15 protein-coding genes, 1 rRNA gene and 1 riboswitch are annotated in these 19075 nt (G+C 72.0%); of the genes, 3 read left to right on the top strand and 13 right to left on the bottom strand.

Translation table 11 applies throughout. From position 1 onward, the window contains the following. Positions 1-207: 207 nt before the first annotated feature. A complete protein-coding gene (locus tag AB0E96_RS13615; RefSeq protein WP_097235094.1) occupies positions 208-399 on the top strand; it encodes a DUF5999 family protein in 192 nt (63 codons plus the stop codon). Positions 400-521: 122 nt separating this feature from the next. Here AB0E96_RS13615 and gcvP read toward each other — a convergent pair whose 3' ends face one another. Next, complete coding sequence (gene gcvP / locus AB0E96_RS13610) at positions 522-3422, bottom strand: aminomethyl-transferring glycine dehydrogenase (RefSeq protein WP_359822474.1); 2901 nt, start codon at positions 3420-3422, stop codon at positions 522-524. Between the two features lie 237 nt (positions 3423-3659). Then, a riboswitch (glycine riboswitch) is annotated at positions 3660-3763 on the bottom strand. Positions 3764-3985: 222 nt separating this feature from the next. Between gcvP and AB0E96_RS13605 the strand changes: the two genes are divergently transcribed. Both AB0E96_RS13605 and AB0E96_RS13600 read left to right on the top strand, forming a co-directional pair. After that, positions 3986-5188, top strand: a complete 1203-nt coding sequence (locus AB0E96_RS13605; RefSeq protein ID WP_359822471.1) for a PRC and DUF2382 domain-containing protein — start codon at positions 3986-3988, stop codon at positions 5186-5188. Positions 5189-5370: 182 nt separating this feature from the next. Beyond that, positions 5371-6867: an MFS transporter gene (locus AB0E96_RS13600; protein ID WP_359822470.1), complete on the top strand. Its 1497-nt coding sequence runs from the start codon at positions 5371-5373 to the stop codon at positions 6865-6867. 143 nt (positions 6868-7010) lie between these two features. Here AB0E96_RS13600 and AB0E96_RS13595 read toward each other — a convergent pair whose 3' ends face one another. The 12 genes from AB0E96_RS13595 to rrf all read right to left on the bottom strand — a co-directional run. Next, a complete protein-coding gene (locus AB0E96_RS13595) occupies positions 7011-8450 on the bottom strand; it encodes a DNA polymerase IV (RefSeq protein WP_359822468.1) in 1440 nt (479 codons plus the stop codon). Positions 8451-8503: 53 nt separating this feature from the next. After that, complete coding sequence (locus AB0E96_RS13590) at positions 8504-9232, bottom strand: ElyC/SanA/YdcF family protein (RefSeq protein WP_359822465.1); 729 nt, start codon at positions 9230-9232, stop codon at positions 8504-8506. A gap of 93 nt (positions 9233-9325) precedes the next feature. Next, a complete protein-coding gene (locus AB0E96_RS13585) occupies positions 9326-9970 on the bottom strand; it encodes a MerR family transcriptional regulator (protein WP_359822462.1) in 645 nt (214 codons plus the stop codon). A gap of 222 nt (positions 9971-10192) precedes the next feature. Then, positions 10193-10669, bottom strand: a complete 477-nt coding sequence (locus tag AB0E96_RS13580; RefSeq protein WP_030303568.1) for a bifunctional nuclease family protein — start codon at positions 10667-10669, stop codon at positions 10193-10195. Positions 10670-10789: 120 nt separating this feature from the next. Then, complete coding sequence (locus tag AB0E96_RS13575; RefSeq protein ID WP_359822502.1) at positions 10790-11482, bottom strand: MerR family transcriptional regulator; 693 nt, start codon at positions 11480-11482, stop codon at positions 10790-10792. Positions 11483-11661: 179 nt separating this feature from the next. Next, positions 11662-12543, bottom strand: coding sequence for an FHA domain-containing protein (locus AB0E96_RS13570; RefSeq protein ID WP_359822459.1), 882 nt, complete (start codon positions 12541-12543; stop codon positions 11662-11664). Between the two features lie 229 nt (positions 12544-12772). Continuing rightward, a complete protein-coding gene (locus tag AB0E96_RS13565) occupies positions 12773-13594 on the bottom strand; it encodes a DUF881 domain-containing protein (RefSeq protein WP_359822500.1) in 822 nt (273 codons plus the stop codon). Positions 13595-13991: 397 nt separating this feature from the next. Continuing rightward, positions 13992-14324 carry a small basic family protein gene (locus AB0E96_RS13560; RefSeq protein WP_030062488.1) on the bottom strand — a complete coding sequence of 111 codons (333 nt, stop codon included), beginning with the start codon at positions 14322-14324 and terminating at the stop codon, positions 13992-13994. Next, the gene (locus tag AB0E96_RS13555; RefSeq protein WP_359822457.1) at positions 14321-15406 is read right to left on the bottom strand and encodes a DUF881 domain-containing protein; all 1086 of its coding nucleotides are present in this window, start codon (positions 15404-15406) and stop codon (positions 14321-14323) included. Before AB0E96_RS13555 ends, AB0E96_RS13560 begins: the two co-directional genes overlap by 4 nt. Before the next feature lie 218 nt (positions 15407-15624). Further along, complete coding sequence (locus AB0E96_RS13550; RefSeq protein WP_359822455.1) at positions 15625-18120, bottom strand: mannose-1-phosphate guanyltransferase; 2496 nt, start codon at positions 18118-18120, stop codon at positions 15625-15627. A 124-nt stretch (positions 18121-18244) separates the two neighbouring features. Continuing rightward, positions 18245-18865 (bottom strand): CDP-alcohol phosphatidyltransferase family protein, encoded by a 621-nt coding sequence (locus AB0E96_RS13545; RefSeq protein ID WP_359822453.1) that lies wholly within the window; start codon positions 18863-18865, stop codon positions 18245-18247. Positions 18866-18964: 99 nt separating this feature from the next. After that, positions 18965-19075 (bottom strand): 5S ribosomal RNA (rrf, locus tag AB0E96_RS13540); the annotation flags it as partial.

The raw sequence follows: 19075 nt of genomic DNA, 5'->3' as shown, positions 1-19075 counted from the left end.
GCGCATGTCACGAAATCCCTGCGCGCGGGTCCCGCGATGCCGACACTGGGAACCAGCGTGGAAGGACCACCTGTCCTACCCACTTGAGCGCCGGTCCACACTTGGCCGGCGCGCGGACAGGATCCGACCACCGCGGCGGCTCCGGACGGCACGACCTCCGGAGACCGCACCACGGGGAGGATCGCAGAGCGAAGCGAGGGTACGCGTATGTGCCAGCACCGTCCTGAGTGCCCGTCGGCCGAGTCCGAGGACCGCGAGGCGGCCGTGTCGGTGGCCCGCCACCCGGAGCAGGGCTGGAGCCTGCTCTGCAACGGCGTGGTCCTGTTCGAGGACACCGGAGAACTGCTGCCCGACGGCCGGGTGATCGCCCCGCGCCGCCCCGTCGCCCACGCGGCCTGACCACCCGGTCCGACCGTACGGCGGGGGCGGCCGCCGACTCCACCGGCACGAGGGACAGGGCCCCGGCGGAAGCTCCGCCGGGGCCCTGTCGTTACCTGCCGGACCTCCTGGGTCCGGTCCGGTCAGACGCCGTACTCGTCCAGCGGCGGGCAGGAGCAGACCAGGTTGCGGTCGCCGTAGGCGCCGTCGATCCGGCTGACCGGCGGCCAGTACTTGTCCGCCGGGTTCACGCCCGCCGGGAAGACCGCCTCCTGCCGCGAGTAGCCGTGCGCCCAGTCGCCGGCCAGCGTGGCGGCGGTGTGCGGGGCGTTGCGCAGCGGGTTGTCGTCGGCCGCCCACTCGCCCGAGCCGACCTTGTCGATCTCGGCACGGATGGTGATCATCGCCTCGCAGAAGCGGTCGATCTCGTACAGGTCCTCGGACTCGGTCGGCTCGATCATCAGCGTGCCGGCCACCGGGAAGGACATCGTCGGCGCGTGGAACCCGTAGTCGATCAGGCGCTTGGCGATGTCGTCCACCGTCACGCCCGTCTCCTTGGTCAGCGGACGCAGGTCGATGATGCACTCGTGCGCGACCAGGCCGCCCGGGCCGGTGTAGAGCACCGGGAAGTGCGGCGCCAGGCGCTTGGCGATGTAGTTGGCGTTCAGCACGGCGACCTGGGTCGCGTGCTTGAGGCCCTCGCCGCCCATCAGCCGGACGTACGCCCAGGAGATCGGCAGGATGGCCGCCGAGCCCCACGGCGCGGCCGAGATCGGGCCGACGCCGGTGGCCGGGCCGGCCTCCGACTGCAGCGGGTGGTTCGGCAGGTACGGCGCCAGGTGGGCGCGCACCGCCACCGGGCCGACGCCCGGGCCGCCGCCGCCGTGCGGGATGCAGAAGGTCTTGTGCAGGTTCAGGTGCGAGACGTCCGCGCCGAACTTGCCCGGCTTGGCGAGGCCGACCAGGGCGTTCAGGTTGGCGCCGTCCACGTAGACCTGGCCGCCGGCCTCGTGCACCAGGGCGCAGATGTCGGTGATCTGGGTCTCGTACACGCCGTGGGTGGACGGGTAGGTGACCATCAGCACGGCGAGGTTGTCGCGGTGCTGCTCGATCTTGGCCTTCAGGTCCTCGACGTCCACGTCACCGTCGACCAGGGTCTTCACCACGACCACGCGCATGCCGGCCATCACGGCGGAGGCCGCGTTGGTGCCGTGCGCCGAGGACGGGATCAGGCAGACGTCGCGCTGGGTGTCGCCGTTGGCGTGGTGGTAGGCGCGCACGGCCAGCAGGCCGGCCAGCTCGCCCTGCGAGCCCGCGTTCGGCTGGATCGACACGGCGTCGTAGCCGGTCACCTCGACGAGCTGCTGCTCCAGCTGGCGGATCAGGGTCAGGTAGCCCTGGGCCTGGTCGATCGGCGCGAAGGGGTGCAGCTGGCCGAACTCGGGCCAGGTCACCGCCTCCATCTCGGTGGTCGCGTTGAGCTTCATGGTGCAGGAGCCCAGCGGGATCATGCCGCGGTCCAGCGCGTAGTCCCGGTCCGACAGGCGGCGCAGGTAGCGCAGCATGGCGGTCTCGGAGCGGTGGCTGTGGAAGACCGGGTGGGTCAGGTACTCGTCCTCGCGCAGCAGCGCGGCGGGCAGCGTCTCGGCGGCCTCGGCGACCTCGACGGCGGGGACGCCGAACGCGGCCCACACACCGGCCAGGTGCTCGCGGGTGGTGGTCTCGTCGGTGGAGACGGAGATCCGGTCGGCGCCGTCCTGGTGGACGTTGATGCCGTTGGCGCGGGCGGCGGCGGCGATCTCGGCGGCGCGGCCCGGGACGACGGCGGTGACGGTGTCGAAGAACTCGCCGTGCAGCAGCTCGACGCCGCCGGCCCGCAGGCCCTCGGCGAGGGCGGCGGCGTAGCGGTGGGTGCGGCGGGCGATGTCGGCCAGGCCGTCCGGACCGTGGTACACGGCGTACATCGAGGCCATGACGGCGAGCAGCACCTGCGCGGTGCAGATGTTGCTGGTGGCCTTCTCGCGGCGGATGTGCTGCTCGCGGGTCTGCAGCGCCAGGCGGTAGGCGCGGTTGCCGTCGACGTCGACGGAGACGCCGACCAGGCGGCCGGGCAGCGAGCGGGCGTACTCGGCGCGCACCGACAGGTAGCCGGCGTGCGGGCCGCCGAAGCCCATCGGCACGCCGAAGCGCTGCGAGGTGCCGCAGGCGATGTCGGCGCCCAGCGAGCCCGGGGACTTGAGCAGGGTCAGCGCGAGCAGGTCGGCGGCGACGGCGACGATCGCGCCCAGGCCGTGCGCCTGCTCGATCACCGGGGCGAGGTCGCGGACCACGCCGGTGGCGCCGGGGTACTGGAGCAGCACGCCGAAGACGCCGCGCTCGGCGATCTCGGCCGGGATGCCCTCGGAGAGGTCGGCGACGACGACCTCGACACCGGTCGGCACGGCGCGGGTGTTGATCACCGCGACGGTCTGCGGCAGGGTCTCGGCGTCGACCAGGAAGACGCCGCCCTTGACCTTGGTGACGCGGCGGGCGAGGGCCATCGCCTCGGCGGCCGCGGTGCCCTCGTCCAGCAGCGAGGAGCCGGAGGTCGGCAGGCCGGTCAGGTCGGAGACCAGGGTCTGGAAGTTGAGCAGCGCCTCCAGGCGGCCCTGCGAGATCTCCGGCTGGTACGGGGTGTAGGCGGTGTACCAGGCCGGGTTCTCCATGACGTTGCGCAGGATCACCGGCGGGGTGAAGGTGCCGTAGTAGCCCAGGCCGATCATCGGCTGGAGCACCTGGTTGCGGCCGGCCAGCTCGCGCAGCTCGGCGAGGACCTGGGCCTCGGTCCGGCCGGCGGGCAGGTCCAGGGCGGTGATGGAACGGATCGCCTCGGGCACCGCGGTGGCGGCGAGCTCGTCCAGCGAGCCGTAGCCGACGGACGCCAGCATCTTCTCCTGGGCGGCGGCGTCGGGGCCGATGTGGCGGTTCTCGAAGGGGCTGGCCAGCTCAAGCTCGGTGAGGGTCGAGGCGCCGGTGGGGCGTCCCGCGTTCGGCTGGGCGTTCATGGTGGTCGAGGCCTCCTGGTCACGGACCGGCGGGGGTACGCACGCCGGCCGGCCTCGCCGCTGCGAGCAGCGGACAAGCCTGGGCGGGCGGACCCGACAGGCCTCCCCCTCTGTCATCGGGACCTGAGAGCTTCACCCGCACGGGGCGCTGTGGGCGCTCCGCCGGCTTGCACCGTCGGTGAGGGTGGTGATCGCCGGCTTCCGTGCCGACGCTCCTGCCCTGCTTTCCAGAGTGACCTACCCCACACGGTACGGATGCCTGAGAGATTCCGGGGAGGAGTTGCTCCTTCGGCGCTCCGACCAGCGGCTTTCGTGATCGGAGACTCTCCCGAGCGGGCTCTGCGGTCGCCGCCCAGGGTACCAGCGGGAGGCCCCCCGATCACGGCTGCGTCAGGTCGTTCGAGGTCTACGCGCGTCCCCCGGAGGGCGCAGCTCGCACCCCGTACGGCGCACCCTGGTCGCGCCTGTCCGATTAGTGGCTTTTGGTATGAAATTGTGGGCGGAAGGGCGCTCCGGCCGCCCTCCTGCAGGAGTTCCGCAGGCTCAGTGCACGGGAGGAAAGAGTGCAGACCGAAATCGACCCCCGGGACCTCATCGGTCACAAGGCCGTCGACCGCAACGGAGACAAGATCGGCACGGTCGACGAGGTCTACCTGGACGACGCCACCGGGCGCCCCGAGTGGGCGGCGGTCCGGACCGGCATCTTCGGCCGGGACGCCTTCGTCCCGCTGACCACGAGCGAGTTCTCCGGCGACGAGCTCCGGGTGCCGTACGACAAGTCACTGGTGAAGGAGTCACCGGACTTCGGCGTCGGCCAGCACCTCTCCCCCGCCCAGGAACTCCAGCTGTACCGCTACTACGGGCTCGACACCCCGATGGACAGCCGCCCGAACGGCGAGAACGGGAGCCGGCCCAAGCAGCCCGACCTCGACTTCGGCACCACGGCGGCGGCCGCCGCCGCGACCGGCGCGGCGGCCCCGGCGAAGTCGCTCACCTTCCACACCCCGGAGCGCTCCCCCGAGCCCGCCACGGCCCGGACGCCCGCCACGGCAGCGCCCGCCGCCGCCGTGGCGGGCGCCGACACCACCAGGACCGCCCCGGAGCCCGAGGTCCGGACCGTCTCCGCCCCCGCCGCCACCGCACCCCCGGCGGCCGCGCCCGCCTCGGCCGACTCCTCCGCGCTCACCACCCACGCGCCCACCGCCGAACCGAAGGCGCAGTCGCAGCCCGCCCCCGCCCCCATCCCGACGGCGGCCACCACGACCGCCACGAGCGCCGCGAGCGCCGGCGCCGCACCGGCCGCCCCCAACAGCCCGGTCGAGATCACCTGCCGCGAGGAGCGGCTGGAGATCACCACCGAGTGGCACACCCTCGGCACCGCGAAGCTGCGCAAGTACGTGACGACCGAACAGGTCGAGCGCCGCGTGCCGGTGATCCGCGAGCGCGTCCGGGTCGAGCGCACGCCGGTCAGCGAGGCCGAGCGCGCCGCGCTCACCGAGAAGGACATCGCCGAGGCCGTCGAGGAGGTCACCCTCCGTGAAGAGCGCGCGGTGACCCGCAAGTACCTGGCCCCCGTCGAGCGGGTGCGTCTGGTCGTCGAGCGGTACACGACCGAGGAGGTGATCCGGGAGGAGATCCGCCGGGAGCACGTCGAGGTCCACGACACCACCGGCACCCAGAACCCGGCCCCCCTGGCGCCCGCCGCCTCGCCGTCCACCTCGCCCCCCGAGACGCCCCGCCCGGCCGCACTGCGGCCGCTCGCCTGACAGCACCCCCGGCACGAGGGCCCCGGACAGCCGTCCGGGGCCCTCGTCGCACGCCCGGGCGCCGCTTGTCGCGTACCCGACCCTTCGTCTTTGCCAAAGCTTAACCACTCGATATTTGACACTCTGAAGTATCCCCTGCAAAGTTACTTCAGTTCATTCACTATGTACGAGAGGAAGCAACCGTGAGTGAGGCACCACAGCCCACCACCGCGGCCGAGAAGCAGAGCAGCGCCCGGGTCCTGCCGGCCCTCATCCTGGCGATGCTGTCGTTCAGCGTGGTGCAGACCGCGGTCGTCCCGATCCTGCCCTCGCTGGCCAGGGAACTGAACGTCTCCGCCTCCAGCATCACCTGGCTGATGACCGCCAACCTGCTCTCCGCGGCCGTGCTGACTCCTCTCCTGGGCCGCTTCGGCGACCTCCGGGGCCGCAAGCCGATGCTGCTGATCTCGCTGGCCGGCCTGGTCGCCGGTTCGGCGCTGGCGGTCAGCACCCACTCCTTCACCTGGCTGGTCGTCGCCCGGGTCCTCCAGGGCGCCGGCGGTGGCGTCCTGCCGCTGGCGATCAGCATCGTCCGCGACGAGCTGCCCAAGCAGAAGGTGACCGGCGGCGTCGCCGCCATCAGCGCCTCGATGGGCGTCGGCTCCGGCCTCGGCCTGGTCGCCACCGGCCTCCTGCTGGAGCACTGGAACTACAAGTCCATCTTCTGGATGGGCCTGGTCTTCGGCCTGATCGCGGTCGCCCTGGTCGCCTTCCGCGTCCCCACCGACCCGGTCACCGACAAGGAGGGCGGCGCCGACCCGCTGGGCGCCATCGCCCTCGCCGGCTGGCTCTCCGCGCTGCTGGTCGCGGTCAGCCAGGGCAACCACTGGGGCTGGACCTCCAACAAGACGCTCGGCCTGTTCGCCGTCGCCGCCGTGGTCGCCCTGGTCTGGGGGATCATCGAGACCAAGGTCGCGCACCCGCTCGTGGACATGAAGATGATGGCCCGTCCGGCCGTCGCCTTCACCAACGTGGCCGGCCTGCTCATCGGCTTCGGCATGTACGGCTCCTTCATGGTCATCAGCAACTTCGCCCAGACCCCGGAGAAGCTGACCCACTACGGCTTCACCGCCACCGTGCTGCACGCCGGCATCATGCTGCTGCCGTCCGCCATCGGCTCGATGGTCGCCGCCCCGGTCGGCGCCCTGCTGATCGCCCGTCGCGGCCCGCGCCTGCCGCTGGTCCTCGGTGGCGTCCTCGGCGCCGTCGCGATGGCCTACCTGGCCGTCCGCCACGGGCACGAGGCCGACATCTACACCGCCTCGGCGATCTTCGGTCTCGGCGTCGGCCTCGCCTTCGCCGCGATGCCCGCCTACATCAACGGCGCCGTCCCGGCCGAGCAGAGCGGCATCGCCAACGGCATGAACTCCGTGCTGCGCACCGTGGGCGGCGCGATCGGCACCGCCGTGATGGCCGCCATCCTGACCGGCGACACCATGAAGCTGCCGCCGCAGATCCCGCTCTCCCTGCCCACCCTGGACGCCTACAAGCACGCGTTCTGGACCGCGGCCGTCGTCTGCGTCGTCGCCGGCGTCGTCCCGTTCCTGATCCGCGGCGGTACGGCGGCCGCCACCGCGACCGTCGTCGGCGGTTCGGCCCAGCAGGACTCCAGCCCCGAGCTGGTCAAGACCGACGCCTGACGAGGCGTCCGGCCCCCGCGCTCAGGGACAGGGCGCGGGGCCCCGGGTCCCCGTACGTCGCGAGGGCATCACGACCGTACGGGACCCGGCACGGTGATCGGCCCCACCCGGTACTCCCCCACCGGGTGGGGCCGCTTCGCGTTTCAGGCCCCCGTGTCCGATCCGCCACCCCCGTCCGATCCGCCGCCCTCGCTCCCGCCCCCGTGCTCGCTCCCGTCCTCGACCCGGCGCAGCGGCAGCGGCCGGGTCGGTTCCAGCGCCGGGTCGTCCACCGCGAAGGTCCGCACCCGCCCCGGCCCGCTCCACGGCGTCTCGAACCGCACGGTGACCCTCCCGACGCCACTGCCCTGCACCCAGCCCGGCCCGAACTCCTCGTGCCGGACGTCCTGCCCGGGCATCCACCGCCGCACCACGACGGCCTCCGGCTCCTCCTCGACCGGCTCGGCCTCGGCCGCCGCCTCCGCGTGCTCCGCGGCCTCCTCCCGCAGCGCCTGGGCGAACAGGTCCTCCTGGGTGTAGTCGGCGAGTTGGGTGACGCCCACGCCCAGCAGCCGGACCCCGCCGGCGATGTCCACCTGCTCGGCCAGCCGGCGCGCGGTCGCGGTGATCACCGTCTCGTCGTCCGTGGGCCCGCCGAGGGTCTCCGAGCGGGTCAGCGTCGAGAAGTCGAACCGCCGGACCTTGAGCACCACCGTGCGCCCCGACCGCCCGGCCGCCCGCAGCCGCCGCACGCACCGGCCGGCCAGCGCCTCGACCTCGCGCAGCACCCGCTCCCGGTCGGCCAGGTCCACCTCGTAGGTGTCCTCCACCGACACGGACTTGGCGTCCTGGTCGGCGACCACCGGCCGCTCGTCCAGCCCCGTGGACATCTGGAAGATCCCGGCACCGTGCGCCCGCCCCACCAGCTGCACCAGCTCCGCCTCCCCCGCCTCCGCGAGGTCGGCCACCGTGTTGAGCCCGGCCCGGCGCAGCACCTGCTCGGTGGCCGGCCCGATCCCGGGCAGCGCCCGCACCGGCATCGGGCCGAGCACGGCCCGCTCCTGCCCGGGCTCGATCATGACCAGCCCGTCCGGCTTGGCCTGCTCGGAGGCGATCTTGGCCATCAGCTTGGACCCTGCGGCCCCCACGGAGCCGGTCAGCCCGGTCCGCCGCCGGATGTCCGCCCGCAGGTCCTCCGCCAGCGCGAGCACCAGCTGCTCTCCCGTGTCGTGGTCCGCCGCCAGCAGCGCCGGGCCGTACGGGCCGGCCTCCAGGTCGACGAAGGCCTCGTCCAGGCTGAGCGGCTGCACCAGCGGGGACAGCTGCCGCAGCAGCCCCATCACGATCTCGCTGTTCTGCCGGTAGGCCTCGAACCGCCCCGACAGGAAGGCCGCGTTGGGGCAGAGCCTGCGCGCCTGCGCCATCGGCATCGCCGAGTGCACCCCGAACCTCCGCGCCTCGTACGAGGCCGTGGAGACCACCCCGCGCCCGCCGAGCCCTCCGACGATCACCGGCTTGCCGCGCAGGCTGGGCTTGGCCGCCTGCTCCACCGCCGCGAAGAAGGCGTCCATGTCGAGGTGGATGATGCTCGGCAGAGATCGCACCCGCCGATCATCGCGCACGGGTCCGACAGTCCGTACGAACCCGGCCGCCGTCCCTAGGGCCGCTGCGCCGCGGCGGCCGCCAGCGCCCTCGGGATGCCGTCCTCCCGGGGCCCCAGGAACACCGGGTCCGGCCGCAGCCAGGCGTTCGCCGCCGCCTTGCCGGCCCCGGCGACCTCCCGCAGCCCGCCGTACAGCCAGGTGGCGTCGTGCTGCTCCGGCACCCCGACCGCGTACGAGCGGATGCCCGCCGCCTCGCACAGCGCCAGTGCCCGGCGGACGTGGAAGTCCTGGCTGACCAGCACCGCGTGGTCCACCCCGAAGATCCGGCGCGCCCGGGTGCAGGAGTCCCAGGTGTCGAATCCCGCGTAGTCCCGCACCACCCGGTCCTCGGGCACCCCGTGCCGGGTCAGGTAGTCGTACATCGCGTCGGGCTCGGAGTACTCGACCCGCCCGTTGTCCCCGGTCACCAGGATCGCCTGCACCTTCCCCTCCCGGTACAGGTCCGCCGCCGCGACCAGCCGGTGCTCCAGGTACGGCGAGGGCCTGCCCTGGTACAGACCTGCGCCGAAGACCACCGCGACCGGCGCGGCGGGCGCGCTCTCCACCGTGCCCACCCGGTCCCCCGCGGAGCACCACACCCAGGCGCTCGGGGCCAGCGCCAGCGAGCAGAGCACCGTCCCGAGCTGGAACACCCGGCGCTGCGTACCCCGTTGCCGCAGCCGCACCCCCAGCAGCCCGGCCCTGCGCCGCAGCAGCCCCGATATCCCGGTGCCGACTCCCACGTGCCCTCCCTCGATCACGTCAACAGGGAACACGACGGGGCCGCGGGTCCGAACGGTTCCCCGTTCGGACCCGCGGCCCCGTGGAAGGCCTGCTCAGACCGCCCGGTTGCGGCGCTGGGCGAGTTCGTCGGCCGGATCGTGCCCGACCACGGTCTCGCCGGTGTCGGTGCGCTCGGCGTGCAGTCGCCCGAGGGTGAGCTCCAGCTCCTGCCAGACCGCGCCCACCGCGATGCCGAAGACCCCCTGACCGCCCTTCAGCAGGTCCACCACCTGCTGCGGGGTGGTGCACTCGTACACCGTCGCGCCGTCGCACATCAGCGTCATCCCGGCCAGGTCGGCCTGGTCGGCGGACTGGAGGTGGGCGACCGCCACCCGGATGTTCTGCAGCGAGACACCCGCGTCGAGCAGCCGCTTCACGATCTTCAGCAGCAGGATGTCGCGGAAGCTGTAGAGCCGCTGGCTGGTCGACGGGTACGCGGTGCGGACGCTGGGCTCCAGCAGTCCGGTACGGGCCCAGTAGTCCAGCTGGCGGTACGTGATGCCGGCCGCCGCGCAGGCCGTCGGACCGCGGAACCCGAGCAGGTCGGACGTCGGGACCAGCCGTTCGATGGCCGGCTGGCCCGGTTGTACGGCCGGGAACCTGCCGACCCTGGGGAGATCCGTGACGGTGCGAGCGGTGCGCGGCATGTGCACGGCGCACCGGCCTCCCACGGCCGCGTCATCGCCGGTGCTGCTCATGCCTGCCTCCGTCCACTCGTGCTGCGGGCAACCCGACTGCGGGCATCGGCCACCCGGACAGCCACTCCTGACGGTAGGCAGTCCCCTATGACCCGTCAACGATCGCCACGCCGGGTCAGACAATCCGCATCACTCAGGAGAGTGGTTTTTCGTGCCCCTAGTGTGGGTAGGAGGACGGTTTTTCGCAAAACGATGGGCCAGAAGGCCGCACAGGGGTCCTCGCTACTGCGGACCACTGCCCCCGAAGTCCTCGGGCGACACCTGGTCGAGGAACTCGCGGAACTTCTCGACCTCGTCCTCCTGCTCGTCCGGGATCGCGATGCCCGCCTCGGCGAGCACCTCCTCGCTCCCGTAGATCGGCGTGCCGGTGCGCAGCGCCAGCGCTATGGCGTCGGACGGCCGGGCGCTCACCTCGACCCCGCCGGCGAACACCAGCTCGGCGTAGAACACGCCCTCCCGCAGGTCGGTGATGCGGACCTCGGTGAGCTGCTGGCCGAGCGCCTCCAGGACGTCCTTGAACAGGTCGTGCGTCAACGGGCGCACCGGCGTCATGCCCTGCTGGGCGAAGGCGATCGCGGTCGCCTCGCCGGGGCCGATCCAGATCGGCAGGTAGCGATCTCCCCCGACCTCCCGCAGCAGCACGATCGGCTGGTTGGAAGGCATCTCCACCCGGACACCCACGACGTCGAGCTCATTCACACAGGCAACCCTATGGCTCCGCTCCCGGATATGAAAGCGCAGGGCCGACGCCGCTGGTCAGCGCGGTGCGGTTCGCGCCCCCGGGCCGCGCGGTCGCCGGAACGACCGGTCGGACGGGCCCTAACCACGGGTCCGCAGACCGGCCTGGACCATGGCCGCGTGCAGCCGTACGGACAGCGTCGCGAGCTCCCGGGCGGTGGCCTCCGCGTGCGCCCTGGTCTGCGGGTTCCGGTGCCGGCGCAGTGGTGCCACCACCTGCTCCACCAGCGCGATCTCGCGGTCCGCCGCGGCCTTCATGGCACGCAGGTGCCGGGGCTCCAGCCCGTACCGGCCGAGCTCCGCGACCAACCGGGCCACTTGGAGCGCCTCGCCGTCGTAGCCGCCGTCCGGCCCCGGGGCGACCAGCCCGTAGGACTCCCACTCGGCCAGCTCCGGCTCCCCGGCCTCGGCCGCGGCCAGCAGTTCGGCACGCCCCAGCCGGACGCCGGAGGGCACCTCGCCGGCGGCCACCAGCTCCCGGTCCGCTTCCTCCAGCGGCCCGGGGCGCGTGTCGGCGGCGGGCAGCGCGGGCGGGTTCTCGCCGCGCTCGATGGCGTCCAGGTGCTCCCGGATCACCCGCAGCGGCAGGTAGTGGTCCCGCTGCATGCGCAGGACGTACGCCAGCCGTTCGACGTCGGCCGGGCTGAACTTGCGGTACCCCGAGGGCGTGCGCTGGGGCTCGACCAGCCCCTCCGCCTCCAGGAAGCGGATCTTGGAGATGGTCACCTCGGGGAAGTCGTCGCGCAGGAAGGCCAGCACAGCGCCGATGCTCAGCAGCTCGTCACCGCCGCGCCGACGGCCGGCGGGCCGCTCGGCCCGGACCGGCTGCCGCGGGCCCGCGACCACCCCGCGTCCGCCGCGGTCCGCGTGCGGACCGGACGGGGTTGGGGTGGCCGCCCCGAGAGAAGAGGAAGGGGTATTCGTATTCACTCGGGCTCCTGCCGACGTCGTTTTCAGTACCCCCGGTTGTGGCCGGCGAAGAACACCAGCCGGTACTTCCCGATCTGGACCTCGTCGCCGTTGTTCAGCGACACCTCGTCGATCCGCTCCCGGTTCACGTAGGTGCCGTTGAGGCTCCCCACGTCCGCGACGCTGAAGCCGGCCGGGGTGCGGCGGAACTCCACGTGCCGGCGGGAGACCGTGACGTCGTCCAGGAAGATGTCACCCTGCGGGTGGCGACCCGCCGTGGTGACGTCCGAGTCCAGCAGGAAGCGGCTGCCGGAGTTCGGACCTCGCTGGACGATCAGCAGGGCCGAGCCCGGCGGCAGCGCGTCGATCGCCGACAGCACCTCGGCCGACAGGGCCGGCGTGGCGCCGGTGCCGGTCGTGGTGGTGGGGTCGTAGGACTCCAGGCCGGAGATGGAGATGGTCGACGTGGTCTCCGCCGCCCCCTCCGGGAGCAGACCGCCGCGCAGCGCCGTGCCGCAGTTGGAACAGAACCGGGCCGAGGCCGGGTTCTGGTTGCCGCACCTGGGGCACGGAGTGGGGCCAGCCATGTTCACAGCCTCCTGGCGCGGCACACCCGACGGGTTGTGCCCGGCGTACGGATCCGGGGCAAACCCTCCACCAGAGGTTGAGGGTCCTGACGGGAAACCTATGCGCGGCTCGCCGGAGGGGTCAACCGACGCGCCGTAGCCCGCCTGATTCCCCGCGTACTGGGCGGCTCCACCGTCCCGGTAGAGCTGCTGACCCGCGTACGGCGCGGCCTCGGGGGCCGGGCGCATGCCCGGCACGGCGGGCTCGTCCTCGGGGCGGCGGTGACGCGCGGTGGGCGCCTCGACGGCGGCCGCGTCACGGCCCTTGTTACGACCGAACAACTTCGAGAAGAAACTCACGGGCGAATCCCCTTGCGTGTGACAGACCCGCCCGCGGGGCAGGGTGAGAACCTCGGACATGCTGCGGGCCCGCTCGCTGCTGCTCGGGCCCGCTGGAGTGGTACTCCGGCGGTTGGTACTGCGGTTGTTGCTCCGGAGCGAACTGGTGCGAACCAGTCTCGCCCATGTGACGGCGGCGCCCCGAACCGGGTGCCGCCCGCCCTTGACGGGCCGTTCGTCGGGCGCCCCGTCACTTCGAAGCCGGCTTGGCGTACTGCGGCGACTTCGGGTCGACGAGGGCGTCCACGACCACCTTCTGCTGCTGGGTGATCGTCGCCCGCGCCTGGTGGCTCTCCAGCGTGCGGACGACACCTCCCGGGATGTTCAGCGCGGGTGTCAGATCCTGCGGGTTCCCCACGACCGTGAAGCGGTAGGGCTGCGAGACCTTCTTCCCGTCGATCTGCACCCCGCCGCCCGACAGGTCGGTGAAGTAGGTGTTGACCACCACACGCACATCGTTGATCTGAATCGCCTCCGCCCCCGCCGCTCGAAGTTCTTGCAGGGTGTCCAGCAGCATATCTGCCTTCACCTGCCCTTGGGGATCATCGACCGTGAGTACGATGCCCGGACCAGTGGCTTTGACGGTGCCGGCGAGCACGCCGAGCTCCGTCACCTTCTTCCTGGTCTGCTCCTGGGCCTCCTTGGCCTGGTTGGAGCTGTTCTCCAACTTCGCCAGGGACTGCTCCAACTCCGCCTTCTCCTGCTGGAGACGCTGCTGACGGCTGTCCAGTTCGTCGAGGATCCGTACCAGGTCCTCCTGGCGGGCCCCGCGGAGCTGGCTGTGGTGGTCGTTGGTCGACCGCACCTGGATCGCCAGGCCCAGACCGAGCGAGAACAGCAGCAGCGCCACCACCAGTTGCCCGCGCGAGAGCCGCGGCGGCCAGAGCGCCGCCTTCAGCCGCCGCCGGCCGGCGTTCCGGTCCGCGGCGGGTTCGGGCCCGGCGTCCGGCTCGGGCTCCGGTGCGGATTCCGCCTCGGGCTCGGCGGCGGGCACGGGTTCGGCGGCGGGCACGGGCTCGGCGGCGGGCACGGGTTCCGGCTGAGCCTCGGCCGCCGACGAGGCCTCCGGCGCGCCCCGGGGTGCCGGCTCCACGACCTTCGTGAGCCGCAGCGTCGGCTCGGCCACCGGAGCGGCCTCAGGCTCAGCCTTAGCGTCAGACTTCCCCTCCGAGGCCTCCCCGGCCCCGGCCGTCTCCCCCGCCGCCTGGGCGGCCTCGGACGCGGCCGCCGGGCCCTCCGGCCCGGCGGGCCCGGCCGGCTCCGGTTCGGGCCCGTCCACGGCGTCCTCGGCGGGCTTCGCAGCCGTCTCCTCGGCCGCCTTCCCGCTCGTCCTTGCGCCCGGCTCCCCGGGGACCGGACCGGCCGCCGGGGCCTCCCGCTTCTCCGCGGCCGCCGCCTCGCGGCCCGGCTCAGGCACGGAAGACATGGCGCCGGATCGCGGCCGCGTTGGAGAAGATGCGGATGCCCAGGACGACGACCACACCGGTCGACAGCTGCGAGCCGACGCCCAGCTGGTCGCCGAGGAAGACGATCAGTGCCGCGACCACCACGTTCGACAGGAACGAGACGATGAACACCTTGTCGTTGAAGATCCCGTCGAGCATCGCCCGGACGCCGCCGAACACGGCGTCCAGCGCCGCCACCACCGCGATCGGCAGATAGGGCACGACGGCGTCCGGCACCTCGGGTTGGACGAAGAGGCCGACGACCACCCCGATCACAAGACCCAGTACGGCAATCACGGTCTGGCTGCTCCTGTCCCTGTCGAGGTCTTGGTGGATCCGGTCGTCGGACGCCGCTTGGCGCTGGACGTACCGCTGGGCGCGGCCGGCGGCGGCGACGCGGAAGGCTGGGCCGCCGGTGGGACGGACGCGCTGGGGCTCTGCTGGGTCGCGGCGCCGCCCGGCGGCGTTCCGCCCGGAGTCGTCGGGGCCGCGGGCGAGGCTTCGGGGGTCACCGGCTGGGCGGTCCGCAGCGTCACCCCGACCGCCGCCGGCAGCGTCAGGCTCTTCTGCACGGAGAGCGTCGACTTGATGCCGTACTGCTCCTGGAGAAGCCGCAGGTACTGCCCGGCCATGTCCTTCTCGAAGGCGGCGAGGAGCTGCGAGCCGTCCCCGATCGCCTGGATGCTGTACGGCGGCACCAGCGGCCGGTTGTCCACCAGCACCGCCTCGCCCGCGGCCCGGATCGCGGACAGTGCCGTCAGCCGCTGGCCGTTGATCGCGATCGCCTCGGCCCCGGCTCCCCAGAGGCCGTTCACCACGAGCTGCAGGTCGCGGTCCCGCAGCCGGCCGCTGTTGGAGAAGCCCTGCCCGGCCCGCGGGTCGACGTTGCCGCCGAGGCCCGTACCGGCGGCGTCCTCCAGGACCAGCTTCAGACCCGGCCCGGTGACCTGCCCGAGGCCCACCGCCCCGCTCACCCCGCCCGGGTCCCCGTCGCCCGAGGCGAGCGCCTGCTGCTGCGTGCTGTCGACCTTGAGCCGCAGCTCCTGTACCTGCTTCTGCAACTGGTCGGCCGAGGTGTTGCTGTCGTTGATCCGGTGGATCAGTGCGTCCCGCTCCTTGGCCAGCGACGGCTCGGCCTCGTGCGCGTTCACCGCGCCCACCGTCACCACCGCGCCGACCAGCGCGAGCCCGGCGCCGAGCGTGAGCAGTCCCTGCAGGGTGCCGGGTATCCGGCTGTCGCGGGCTCCGCCGCGCGCGGCGGCCGCCTCCGCGTAGCCCTCGTCCAGGCTGTGGTCCATCACGCTGGTCAGCAAGGACATCGAGGCGTCCGGGCGGTTGTACCGTCCGTTCGGGGCACTCGGCGTCGGCGTCGCTGGCATGGAGACCATCGTCCCACGTCGCCGAGGGGGCCCGTGCACGGCCCCTGAGCTGCACACACGCTGCACACATGACGGAACGTGACGGAGTATTCCGAATGATGTGAAAACGGACGGCGGGGCGCGCGGATCACACCGCGCGCCCCGCCGTCCGAGGTAGTTCCGGGCCCGGCTCCCGACCGTGCCCGGCTCGGTTCCGGACCGTGGTCAGCCCCGGGCCGTCACCGCCCCGCGCCGTCGACCACGGCCGCCCACTCGTCCAGCAGCGCCTCGGTGGCCTCGTCGTCGGGGCCCTCGGCCCACAGGTGGGTGACCGCCTCGGCCGGGTCCGGCAGCACCAGCGTCCAGCGCCCGTCCGCCTCTACCACCCGGACCCCGTCGGTGGTGTCCAGCCGACGGCTGCCGGCCGCCTCCACCACCGAGCGCATGACCATGCCCTTGGCCGCCCACGGCGTCGCGATGTCCCGGCGCCGGATGTGCGCCTGCGGGATCCGCGCGTCGATCTGGCTCAGCGTGAGCTGGGTCCGCGCCACCAGGCCGACCAGCCGGACGAACGCCGCGGCGCCGTCCAGCACCCCGCTGAACTCGGGCACCACGAAACCGCCGCGGCCGTCCCCGCCGAACACCGTGCCCTCCGCGGAGGCCGCCTTGGCGAGATCGTCGGGCGTCGTGGTGGTCCAGATCACCTGGGTGCCGTGGTAGGCGGCGACCTGCTCGGCGATCCGGGTGGTGGTCACCGGCAGTGCCACCTGCCCGCTGCGCCGTTCGGCCGCGACCAGGTCCAGCAGCACCAGCAGCGCCCGGTCGTCGTCGATCACCCGGCCGAGCTCGTCCACGAACGCGACGCGCTCGCCCACGGGGTCGAACCGCACCCCGAAGGCCGCCCGCGAGGAGGCCACCAGCTCACCCAGCCTGGCCAGGCCGGCCCGGCGCGCCTCCGCGTCCTCGGTCGGCCGCGCCTCGTCCAGCCCGGTGGAGACGGTGAGTGCCTCCACCCCGAGCCGGCCGAGGATGCTCGGCAGAACGAGGCCGGCACTGCCGTGCGCGGTGTCCACGACCACCTTCAGCCCGGCCTCCCGGACCCCGGTGGTGTCCACCGCCCGCAGCAGGTTGCCCGCGTAGGAGTCGAAGACGCTGGACGGGAAGGTCAGGTCCCCGATCTCACCGGGGAAGGCCCGCCGGAACTCCTGGCGGGCGTAGACCCGGTCGAGCTTGCGCTGGCCGGCCTGCGAGAGGTCCGCCCCGCGCTCGTCGAAGAACAGGATGTCCAGCGAGTCCGGCACGCCCGGCGTGGTCCGCAGGAAGATCCCGCCCGCGCTCCCCCGCGCCGTGTGTTGCCGCGCGACCGGCATGGGCACGTTCTCGAGGTCGCGGACGTCGATCGCGGAGGTCTGGAGCGCCGAAATCATCGCCCGTTTGAGCGCACGCGCACCACGCGAGTGGTCACGCGCAATGGTGACGGTGGCGCCCTTCTTCAGGGTCGTCGCGTACGCCCCCGCCAGCCGCACCGCCAGCTCCGGGGTGATCTCGACGTTCAGGACGCCCGAGACGCCGCGGACTCCGAAGAGGTGCTCCTGGCCGCGCGACTCCCAGATCACCGAAGTGTTGACGACGGCACCGGCCTCGATGGTCTTGAACGGGTAGACCCGGACGTTCGCCCCGATGATCGACTCCTCGCCGACCAGGCACTCGTCCCCGATCACCGCGCCGTCCTCGATCCGCGCGGCACGCATCACGTCGGTGTTCTTGCCGACCACGCAGCCCCGCAGATTGCTCTGCGGTCCGACGTACACGTTGTCGTGCACCACCGCCTTGTGCAGGAACGCACCGCGTTTCACGACCACGTTGCTGCCCAGCACGGTGTGCTCGCGGATCTCCACGCCGGCCTCGACCTTGGCGTAGTCCCCGATGTACAGCGGCCCGCGCAGCACCGCCTCCGGGTCCACCTCGGCTCCCTCGGCGACCCAGACCCCGGGAGAGATCTCGAAGCCGTCGAGCTCGACGTCGACCTTGCCCTCCAGGACGTCCGCCTGGGCCTTGCCGTAGCTCTCGTGGGTGCCCACGTCCTCCCAGTAGCCCTCGGCGACGTAGCCGTAGACCCGCTTGCCCTCCTTCAACAGCTGGGGGAAGACGTCACTCGACCAGTCGACGGACTCGCCCGCCGCGACGTAGTCGAATACCTCGGGTTCCATCACATAGATACCGGTGTTCACCGTGTCGGAGAAAACCTGCCCCCAGGTCGGTTTCTCCAGGAAACGCTCGACCCTCCCCTCGTCGTCCGTGATCGTGATGCCGAACTCCAGTGGGTTCGGCACCCTCGTGAGACAGACGGTGACCAGAGCGTTCTTGCTGCGGTGAAAGTCGATCAATTCCGAGAGATCGAAGTCGGTCAGCGCGTCACCGGAGATCACCAGAAAGGAATCGTCCTTGAGCGCGTCCTCGGCGTTCTTGACACTCCCCGCAGTGCCCAGTGGCGTCTCCTCGTGGGCATAGGTCAGATGCATGCCCAGCTCTTCGCCGTCACCGAAATAGTTCTTGACCAGCGATGCCAGGAACTGCACGGTGACGACGGTGTCGGAGAGGCCGTGCCGCTTCAGCAGCCGAAGCACGTGCTCCATGATCGGCCTGTTGGCGACCGGAAGCAGCGGCTTCGGCATGCTGGAGGTCATCGGGCGGAGTCGGGTGCCCTCGCCCCCTGCCATTACAACGGCTTTCATTACGGGTGCGTCCTCCTTCGCGGTGGTGGACCAGCAGGTCCATCAAAGCGTTCCAGAAGGTTCTCTACCCGGAAGGTCTCGTCCGACGCACCGAGGAGGCGTGGGGCTTCTCTCAGATCACGTCTCAGACTGTGGACGCCGGGCCCGCGGCGCTCCCCCGGACGATCCGCCTCGCCTGAACCGCGTAGAGAATCGCGGCCCACCAGTAGAGCGTCGTCCCCCACCAGATGAACGCCCAGCTCACCACTTCGGCCGGCCGGGCGATCCAGCTGTCCACACTGCCGAGCAGCAGAAGCGGAAACGCGTACATCAGATTGAAGGTCGCGGCCTTGCCCAGGAAACTCACCTGGAGCGGGCCGTAGCCGTGCCGGTTCAGAATCGGCAGCAGCCCGGCGATGAATACCTCACGGGCCAACAGGATCGCGGTGAGCCACCACGGCAGAATCTCACGCCAGGTCAGTCCGACCAGCGTGGACAGCACATAGAGCCGGTCGGCCAGCGGATCGAGCAGCTGCCCCACCCGGCTGATCTGCCCCCACCTCCGGGCGAGCTTTCCGTCCAGATAGTCGCTGATCCCACTCAGCATCAGGATCAACAGGGCCCAACCGTCGTTGTTGGGCCCGTCGAACACCGGCCACAGGATGAGCCAGAGAAACAGCGGAACACCGACCAGCCGGCCCATGCTCAGCATGTTGGGGATGGTGAGGACGCGATCGGTCTGGACCCGCGTCTCCTGGACCTCCACCCGGGGGCCTCCTGTCCCGTGTGACGACAATTGCATGTTGACCCTACAACAGAGAAGCCCCCGACCGGTTCACCCGGCGGGGGCTTCTCTAGAAGAATTGTTCGGCGGCGTCCTGCTCTCCCACAGGGTCCCCCCTGCAGTACCATCGGCGCTGTAAGGCTTAGCTTCCGGGTTCGGAATGTAACCGGGCGTTTCCCTCACGCTATGACC

The organism is Kitasatospora sp. NPDC036755 (assembly GCF_040636595.1).
Taxonomy (GTDB): Bacteria; Actinomycetota; Actinomycetes; order Streptomycetales; family Streptomycetaceae; genus Kitasatospora.
This window is presented reverse-complemented; position numbering and strand designations above follow the sequence as displayed.